The sequence below is a fragment of the Microbacterium sp. MRS-1 genome (assembly GCF_000585455.1).
Taxonomy (GTDB): Bacteria; Actinomycetota; Actinomycetes; order Actinomycetales; family Microbacteriaceae; genus Microbacterium; species Microbacterium laevaniformans.
Genome location: NZ_JAUF01000107.1, coordinates 1 through 9068 on the forward strand (window position 1 = coordinate 1; position 9068 = coordinate 9068).

Sequence of the window (9068 nt, forward strand, 5' to 3'; positions counted from 1 at the left end):
CCATTCTCCCGCGCAACTCGCGGCGGCTGGCCACCCCGCACCTTCTTGATCAACACGCCCTAGGAGGATGCACGGGATTTGGGACGGTCGACGCTCAGCAAGTCGTGCGGGAGCGTCGCCGGCGGCAACGGCAGCCATGGTGATCGAATAAAATCCGGCCACCCGATCACCATGGCGCGCAACGTATGTTGTCGCATTGTTTGCCGCTTGGTTCTCCCAAGCGAAGCGTGTGAACCAGTCGTCGAGCTCGTTCGCGCCGCTGTGAAACGCGCTTCGGTCGTCGCTCTTCTCAAGCTTGCGGGGCGCGGAGAAACTCGTCACGCCTCGACCGAGAACACAGACGGTCGAGCAAACAACTTCTCGAACTTCGTCGTCGACGGCAGGGGGGCGTCAAGGAGCCGCTTAAACTCCTCGAACTGGTCTTCGGTTGCGATGAACCAACGGCGATCAGCCATGACTCTCTCCGCATGTTCCACGGCGCTTCCAAGGATGAACTCGGTCAACGTGTGATCAGTAGCCTCGGCGGCGCGACGGAGCAACGACTCTTGACGGTCCGTGGCGCGCAGGTTGATTCTTTGATTTTTGGCGAGTCGAGTATCGACTGCAGACTCAGACATCGGAATCTCCTTCTTGTACACACAAGGTACGTACATCCCCTCGTTCTTGTCAACTTTCGGCCTCCACTGAGTTCGCGCGCCGACGAGACTCAACGACTTCGAGTGATGCAGCGCCGCTTTCTTTGGCCCGGGAGCCTTGTTCACACACCCGTAAGGGACTGACGTGCCTCAGGGCGGTTCCTCGATGAGGAGGCCGCGATACGCGCGAACGCCACCACCTTCGCGCATATCGCACGCAACGGCTCCCGATGGCGTGCACCTGCTTCTTCGTCGTAACGCCCCTGACGAGGCAGGATCGAGCGGCGTTATCAAGGCCGGAGTGCAGGGTCCCGGCGCTCACAGTCACCATCCGCGCAAAACTCGCAGCGACGGGATGTCCACCGACATGTCGCTCAGATCGAGCAGCGCGGCGTTCCCTTCGGCCGCGTCCCGGCCGAGGCGTCACCCAGCGCGTCGAGCGCCTCTTCGACTTGGCCTCGCCCATCGAACTCGGGCATCGTGCTCCTCCGGTCCTGCACCGTGTCTTCGTCTGTGGATGTCGTCGCGCCACCGGGGATGACTCGGGGCGTCGACCCGCTCATACTCTTCCCCGGTCATCCGCGTACCGAGGAGCCATCGACTCCATCTGATCCATGACGAGTTTGATCGCCTCGGGCTGCTTGTCGGGCGGGTACTTGTACTTCACGAGCAGCCGCTTGATCGACGATCGCAGCTTTGCGCGCACGTCGTCGCGCACGGTCCAGTCGGTGCGAACGTCGCGGCGCATCACAGCGACGAGCTCTCGCGCAATCTGGGCGAGTACATTCTCGCCCTGCACGTCGAGCGCCGATTCGTTCGTAGCGACGGCGTCGTAGAACGCGAGCTCGTCGCTCGAAAGCGGCGGGGAGAAGTGCGTGCCACGGGATGCCTCGGCGGCGACCTCCTTCGCGAGTTCGACGAGCTCTGCGATCACCTCGGCAGAGGTGAGCTGCTGGTTCGTGTACCGGTTCATGATCTCGGCGATCCGCTCTGAGAACGCCCGCTGGCGCACCAGGTTGCCGCGGGTCGCGCTCGAACCGGCGTCGATGAGCGACTTGCGAAGCGCCTCGATGGCGAGGTGCGCGTTCGGGGCCGCCTGCGCTTTCGCGAGGAACTCCGGTCCGAGGTCGTCGAGGGCAAGCCGCGGCAGCCCGGCCGCGTCGTAGATGTCGAGAACCTCGCCGGGAGCGATGGAGTCAGCCACGAGCGACCCGAGCAGGCGCGAGATCTCCTCGGGGATCGGCTCGTCGCGCGACTGGCGCTCGGCGGCATCGAACTTCGCCATCCACACGCGAACCTCTTCGTAGAACGCGATCTCGTCGTGGAGCTCAGCGAGTCCGTCGCGGCCCGACGCGAGCGCCCACGCCCGCGCGAGCCGGCTGGTCGCGGTCCGGTACCGCGCCGAGAGCCGGTCGTTGCCGAGGTCCGGATCGTTCAGAGGGCTCGCCGCGTCTCGCAGGAAGTTGGTGGCGGTGGTCGCCGCCGTTCGCCAGGCACGAGATCCCCCTCGCGCGACGATCGCCCGCCAATCGCAGCCGACCAGCATGTCGCGGGTCTGGGCGACGAGCTCCGTCGCGATGGCGACGGCCTCATCGACGTCCCGCCCGACGGGCTTATTCTCACGGTCAGATGTCGTGTACTCCGCGAGGGCGTTCGCAAGGTTGTCGGCCAGCGGCGCGTATGCGACGAGGAGGCCGTCTTCCTTGCCGCGAAAGGTGCGGTTCACGCGCGCAAGGGTCTGCATCAGCAGTGCGCCCTTGAGCGGCCGGTCGAGGTAGAGCGTGTGCAGCGGCGGGGCGTCGAAACCCGTCAGCATCATGTCCTTGACGATGACCAGTTCGAGCTCGTCGTCGGCATCCTTCAGCCGCGCCTTGATCGCCTTGTTCTCAGAGTCGCGACGCACGTGATCGCTCACGGGCGGCTGATCGGATGCCGACCCCGAGTAGACGACCTTGATCTTGCCGGCGTCCAGCGCATCGGAGTGCCAGTCGGGCCGCAGCCGGACGATCTCGGCATAGAGGCGCGCGCAGATCTCGCGCGTGCCGCCGACGATGAGCGCCTTGCCCGGGGTCGAGAGGAACGGCTTCATCCGCTCACGCCGTTCCTCCCAATGCTGTACGAGATCGGCCGCGAGTGTCTCGATTCGCTCCGGCGCCCCGTAGACGGCGTTGACGACGGCTACGGATGCCTCGAGCCGCGCCCGCTCGGTGTCGTCGAGACCGAGGGTGTACTCGTCGGCGGCGCGGTCGATGTCGTCTTCGGTCGCGCCGTCGGCGAAGGCCACTTTGATCAGCCGCGGCTCGAAGTAGACGGGGACGGTGGCGCCGTCGTCGACCGCGCGGGTGAGGTCATAGATATCGATGTAGTCGCCGAACACGGCACGAGTGTCGCGTTCGGCGAAGGAGATCGGGGTTCCGGTGAACGCGATGAGGGTCGCGTTCGGCAGGGCGTCTCGCATGTGGCGTGCGTAGCCGTCGAGGTCGTCGTAGTGGCTGCGGTGAGCTTCATCGACGACGACGATCACGTTTCGCCGGTCGGTCAGGAGCGGGTGCTGCGTGCCCGACGCCTTCTCCGCCTCGGTCAGGCCGAACTTTTGCAGCGTCGTGAAGTAGATGCCACCGGTGACACGGTTGCGCAGCTCGTCGCGCAGCTGAGCACGTTCACGGACCTGGACGGGCTTCTCGGCGAGCAGCAGACTCTGGTCGAAGGTCTGGAACAGCTGCCCGTCGAGCTCGGTGCGGTCGGTGACGACGATGACGGTGGGGTTCTTGAGCTTCGGATGCCGCGAGACGAGGTTCGCATACAGCTCCATCTCCATGGACTTGCCGGAGCCCTGCGTGTGCCAGACCACGCCGGCCTTGCCGTTGGTCTCTACTGCCTGAACGGTGCTGCCGACCGCCTTCGTCACCGCGAAGTACTGGTGCGGCTTCGCGATGCGCTTCGTGAGGCCATTGGCGTTCTCGTCGAACGCCGTGAAGTTGCGCACGAGCTGCAGGAAGCGCTCCTGATTGAACAGGCCGTTGAGAGCGTCGTCGATCGGTTCGACCGACACACCGTCCTCGATCCGCGGCTGTGCGAGCGGTTTGCCGTCATCGTCGACGTTCCAGGGCGCGAAGTGGTTGAGCGGCGTGAAGGGCGTGCCGTACTTCGCGTCGATGCCGTCGGTCGCGAGCGTGAGTACGCAGAAGCGGAACACCATCGGGAATTCGCGCAGGTACGTCTGCAGCTGCGCATGCGCCGGGGCGACGCCGGTGGATGCCGCGCCGGCACGCTTCAGCTCGACGATGACGAGCGGCATCCCGTTGACGAACAGCACGATGTCGAGTCGGCGGTGGAGGTCACCGCGCCGGAGCGTCAGCTGGTTGACGGCGAGCCAGTCATTGTCGGACGGGTCGGTGCCGAGCAGTCGGAGTCGCGGATTCTGTTCGATACCGTCGGTGTCGATGTAGCTCAACGGATATCCGCTGACGAGGTACTGGTGGATGCGATGGTTCTCGGTGATCGCGTCCTGCGACTTCGGCGCGGCGATCTCCGCGACCGCCTGCTGGAGATACTCGCCGGGCACGGCGGGGTTGAGTCGGCGCAGCGCGTCGAGCAGACGCGGACGGATCAGCAGGTCGTCCCACGTGTCGCGCTCACCGCTCCCGGGTGCGACTTGCTCGCCGTGGAGAGGGCGCCAGCCGAGCGGCTCGGCGAGCGTTTCGAGAGCGTCGTTCTCCCAGTCGGCCTCCGACAGTGCTGTCATGGTTTGCCGTCCTCCCTAGACGCTCTCGCCGAACGCGTCTTCACTCGACACCGCAGCCCACACTTCCGTGGCGATCCAGCGCTCGCGCCCCCCGCGCCCCCACCTGCCGGCGGATCGCACCCAGCCGCGCTCCTCCGCCCGTCGAAGCGCGGCTGAGCCTGCGGGCCTGCTGACCCCGGCATGCCGCATGACCGTCGCGACCGTGACGACCGGGTTGCGGAAGATCAGGTCGATCACCGAGCTGAGTGCCGATCGATCGCCGATGGCCTCCCGCCGATACCGCTCCCGTATCTCCACGAGCGCTCGGATGCGGGCGGCTGCCTGGTTCGCTTGCTGTTCGACGCCCTCGCAGAAGAACTGCACCCACTCCTCAATCTCGCCACGCTCGCGAACTGCCTGCAAGCGGTCGTAGTAGGCGTCACGATTCCTCTCGAAGTAGCCCGAGATCGGCAGGATCGGGGCACTGAGAACGCCGTCTGCGACGAGCATGAAGCCGATCAGCAGCCGACCTATTCGGCCATTGCCATCGAGGAACGGATGGATGGTCTCGAACTGATAATGCATGAGCGCAGCGCGCAAGACGGGGGGCATCGTCGAAGGCTCGTTGACGAATCTTTCCCAGTCCGCCAAGAGGTCGCCGATCCTGTCTTGATGTGGCGGGATGAATCGCGCCGTTTCGGGGCGCGCATTGGGCGAACCGATCCAGACGGGCGACCTGCGTAGTTCCCCAGGGAACTTCTCCTCGCCACGGACGTTCGCCAACAACGTGGCATGCAACGCGCAGAAGAACCGCTGCGTCAGGGGCCATTTCTCGAGAAGTGCCCTGCCCTGGGCAGCCGCATCCAGGTAGTTGTTGACCTCGCGCAGGTTCTCATCCTCGATCGGCTCGTCCGAGCTCTCCGCGCTGAGAACGTCGCTGAGTGACGCCTGCGTTCCTTCGATACGAGAACTCGAGAGAGCTTCCTGCGCCATCGAGGGACCCAGCAACAGTTCAGGATCGTTGATGAGCATCGCCAGCCCCGAGAGTCGCCCGAGCGCGATGTCGGCCCGCGACACGGCCGCCATCGACTCCGGCGAAAGTTGAAGGGCTCGAGGGATCGCGGCGGGGAGGAAGTAGGGATGCGTCCATGCGCCGGTCGGGTTCGTTGTGAGCTCGCCAAATCGCGTGCTCACGTAAAGCTCGGTTCGCACCAGGTCATCCCTTTCGAAGCGCTCGCGAAGAAGTAAGAGAAATCGTGACTACCTTACTTCTTCGTGCTGTTTTGGAAAGACGATGGTGGCCAGCCACTCTTCTCCGACGATGGGGATGCCGTAGTCGCGGGCCTTCTTCGCCTTGCCCGACAACGAGTCGGGATCTGCTGCGACGACGAGTTTGACCTTCTTGGTTACTGACGGTTGCGGCACGAACCCGCGCTCGCGCAAGTCCGCCTCCCACTCGCTCCGTTCGCGCAGCATCTCTCCCGTAAGCACTACGAGATCCCCGGGCGACAGCTCGATCGCCGACGCGGCCTGACCCGTGCCCGCGACCGGATCGACCTCATCCACCGCAGCGGCGACAGCCTCGTCGTCGAGCCCCAGAAGCGCACCGACGTCACGGAGCGTGGCGCGCTCGTCCTCGGTCAGGATGCCGTCCGCCCAGGCCCGGCGTTCGAGCTCGACGAAGTAGTCGCGGTGGATCTCATCAACGGCGTCACGGGTCAGCCCGAGCTCGGTCGCGACTTCAGCGAGCTGGGCCCCTTCGCTCACCGAGATCAAGCCGTCGATCAGGCAACGGTCGAGCAGAGCGACGTATTGGGCTCCGGCGCCCTCGACGCGCGGTCGTTGAGCGTCGGTCGAGATCCGCTCGAGAAAGCTCACTGGCGCCGCGCCGACATCACTTCGAACTTTCACCGCGACGCCGGTCCGGCGTCCGGGGGGGGATAGCTGTAGGCGCGGCCAGACTCCGCGGCCTGCTGCCAGTAGTCCAGCCACTCGGGCCGCGTGTTGCTCTGAGCGTGGAAAGCCGCCAGCAGTCGCGCGGCGGCGAACGAGTCGGCGCCCGCGCTGTGCGCGTGTCCGATATCGATGCCGTAAGTGGTGCAGGCGTGCGACAGGGAATATGACCCGCCGAGCCCGAACCTCGAGCCGAGAGTCATCTTGCAGACATGCGGCGTTCCGCCGCCGAGCCAATAGCCGGCGCGCTCGAACTCTGCCTGCAGGAAACGCAGGTCGAACGAGGCGTTGTGCGCCGCGAAGACACGGCCCTGCAGCAGCTCGGCGAACTCGGCCGCGACGTCGCTGAACGTAGGTGCGTCGAGCACGTCCGCCGCATGAATGCCGTGGATACGCTGCGGCCCGAGATCACGCTCGGGGTTGATCAGCGTCTCCCACCGAAACGAGATCGTCCCGTCGTCCTCGACGTGCGTGACGCCGATCTCGACGACCCGGTGGTGGTACGACGGCAGGATGCCGGTGGTCTCGAAGTCGACGACAGCGAATGACATCTGGCTGGGTCCTCTCGGTCGGCTACTTGGTGAGCTTCTGCTCGGCCATCTTGCGGACGACGTCGAGGAAGCCCGGGACGAAGTCCGACCAGGAGTTGCTCACCTTGTCGACGTCGAGCTTTCCGGTGTGGACCTGCTCGCACAGGCGCATCCACCCCTCGCCGGTCGCGGCGGTGAGCGCGCCGGCGACGCCGGCGTTCATGACGCTGCCAGCGCCTGGGATCAGCTTGAGCATGCTGCTCGCGAGGGCGCGCCCGGCGAGCTGCGCTCCGACTTGGGCGAGAGCACCGGCGGACATCATGGTCTTGATCTCCAGGTCGTAGATCGTGGCGATGCGCGCCATCATCCCGAGCTGGATCGGCGCCAGGATCGCGGCATCGGCAATCGGAACCGGGACAGCGGCGGAACCTGCTGCCGCAGTCGTTGCAGCGGCGATGACGGGACGGGCGAGTTCACGCTTCCAGGGGAGGTTGAGTCGTTGTGCGATGCGAAACGCGTCCTTCTCGTTGTCCGGCGAAAGGGCGAGGGTTTCCGCGACGAGCTCACCGAGACCATGCCCTTTGCCCTTCCCGTGCTTGTCCTGCGTGGAGGCGAGGATCACGCTGCGGTACGGGATGTCGATCGGTAGGCCGGTCTGCGGGTCGACGGGCTCGTTGAGCCACTCGACGAACTTCTCCACACCCTTCGCGACGCCGTGCTGACCCGTGATGGGGTTCTTGATCCAGTCGACCTTGGTCAGAACCAGGATGACCGGAAGACCCTGCGCGTCGAGCTCACGGATCATCGCGATGTCGGCCGGTGTCAGGCGATCGTCGTTGGCCTTGACGCAGTACCAGACGACCGAGATCTGCTGGATCCTCGGGCTCTTCGAGATCGTGTCGAGATGAGCCCGTAGCTGGTCAGCAGGTGGCACCTGCGAGCCGATCTCGAAGCCTTCGACGTCCCAGATCCCCAGCGAGTCATCGTTGAAGTACTGGACTCCCCGGGTCACGGGTAGGCCTTTGCCGACCTTCGCCCAGTCCCGACCGAACACGGCGTTGACGAGAGAAGACTTGCCGACGCCGGAACTCCCGATGATCGCGAGGTTGAAGCGTCCGAACTTCGATTTCGCTTCGGCTGTCGCGTCGAGGAACGGCTGTTCGTCGATGTCGAGTTTCTCAGGCCGGGGCGTCAGACCGTCGGTCATGGGGCTCTCTTCTCCTTCGGATGCGTCGCCGGGTGTCACTTGGTGAACTCGAACGTGAGGGTCGCCTCGGGCTCGATACCCTTGACGATTCGTGTGTAGAAGGTCTCGGCCTGGACCTCGAGCAGGGATCGGTAGTCCTCGATGTGGGAGGCGATCACGTCATCGGTGAGCAGGTCTTCGACAGCGGCGATCTTGTCGATCTCCGGAGTCGTCCAGCTGAGGATGCCGTTCGACTCGGTCGCGACGCTGAACTTCGGATCTGAGTAGCCGAGGTAGATGAACGTCGGGACGGTGATCGTGTAAGCCTTGTCACCGGTCTCCACGATCTTGATGTCTTTGCCTTCGATGCCGAACTTGGCGTCGAGGTCGTACTGGATGAACACCTGCCGGTCGGAGAACGGGATGTCGAAGAGTCCGAAGAAGCTCTGGTTGTCGCTTTCGGTCTCGATTCCGCCGACCCCCGCGGTCACGAGGATCACCTGCTCTTCGCCCTTCACAGAGCGCACAACTTGGACCGAGCGCTCTTCGCCCGCACCGAGCATCTTGCCGACAGCGATTCCCCCGAACGCTGCGGCTCCGATAAGCAGCAGGACGAACAGGACCAGCAAGAACTTGGCCCATCCCGGTGTCTTGGCGTGCGGCTTCTGCGGTTGGGCGGCAGTAGGTGAGGCGGTGGACGTCATGCGGCGGATCTCCCCAGATGGATGGGTCAAGCCCCAGTACGTGGTGTAGCGGTCGGTGATCCTTCTGCTGTTGTTTTCGGTTAGGCGCTGAGTTCGAGGACGGTGTCGGTGTTCACCTCGCTTCCGGTGTCGGGGACGAGGGCGAGGCGGCTCTTGGTGAGGATCTCGAGGCCGAGGTAGCGGCGGCCTTCGACCCATTCGTCGGTTTGCTCGGCGAGGACGGCGCCGACGAGGCGGATGATCGCGTCGCGGTTGGGGAAGATGCCCACGGAGTCGGTGCGGCGACGGATCTCGCGGTTGAGTCGCTCGTTGGGGTTGTTGGACCAGATCTGCGAC

8 protein-coding genes and 1 pseudogene are annotated in these 9068 nt (G+C 65.0%); all 9 read right to left on the minus strand.

Features of this window, described 5'->3' with window-relative positions:
- Positions 1-321: pseudogene (locus AS96_RS15840) on the minus strand (hypothetical protein); the annotation flags it as partial.
- A complete protein-coding gene (locus AS96_RS14115; protein WP_036291105.1) occupies positions 318-617 on the minus strand; it encodes a type II toxin-antitoxin system TacA family antitoxin in 300 nt (99 codons plus the stop codon). The gene AS96_RS14115 and the pseudogene AS96_RS15840, both read right to left, overlap by 4 nt.
- A gap of 577 nt (positions 618-1194) precedes the next feature.
- Complete coding sequence (locus AS96_RS14125) at positions 1195-4380, minus strand: type I restriction endonuclease subunit R (protein ID WP_036291110.1); 3186 nt, start codon at positions 4378-4380, stop codon at positions 1195-1197.
- Positions 4381-4395: 15 nt separating this feature from the next.
- Positions 4396-5553: a Fic family protein gene (locus tag AS96_RS14130; protein ID WP_155947606.1), complete on the minus strand. Its 1158-nt coding sequence runs from the start codon at positions 5551-5553 to the stop codon at positions 4396-4398.
- Positions 5554-5619: 66 nt separating this feature from the next.
- Entirely contained in the window at positions 5620-6237 is a 618-nt protein-coding gene (locus tag AS96_RS14795; protein ID WP_051498902.1) for a BRCT domain-containing protein, read from the minus strand.
- 29 nt (positions 6238-6266) lie between these two features.
- Positions 6267-6863, minus strand: coding sequence for a 3'-5' exonuclease (locus tag AS96_RS14800; RefSeq protein WP_051498903.1), 597 nt, complete (start codon positions 6861-6863; stop codon positions 6267-6269).
- Positions 6864-6885: 22 nt separating this feature from the next.
- Positions 6886-8049, minus strand: coding sequence for a GTPase (locus AS96_RS14140; RefSeq protein ID WP_051498904.1), 1164 nt, complete (start codon positions 8047-8049; stop codon positions 6886-6888).
- Positions 8050-8084: 35 nt separating this feature from the next.
- Entirely contained in the window at positions 8085-8732 is a 648-nt protein-coding gene (locus tag AS96_RS14145; protein WP_155947607.1) for a hypothetical protein, read from the minus strand.
- Between the two features lie 80 nt (positions 8733-8812).
- Positions 8813-9068: transposase (locus AS96_RS14150; RefSeq protein ID WP_197017316.1), on the minus strand; the 256-nt coding region annotated here is incomplete at its 5' end.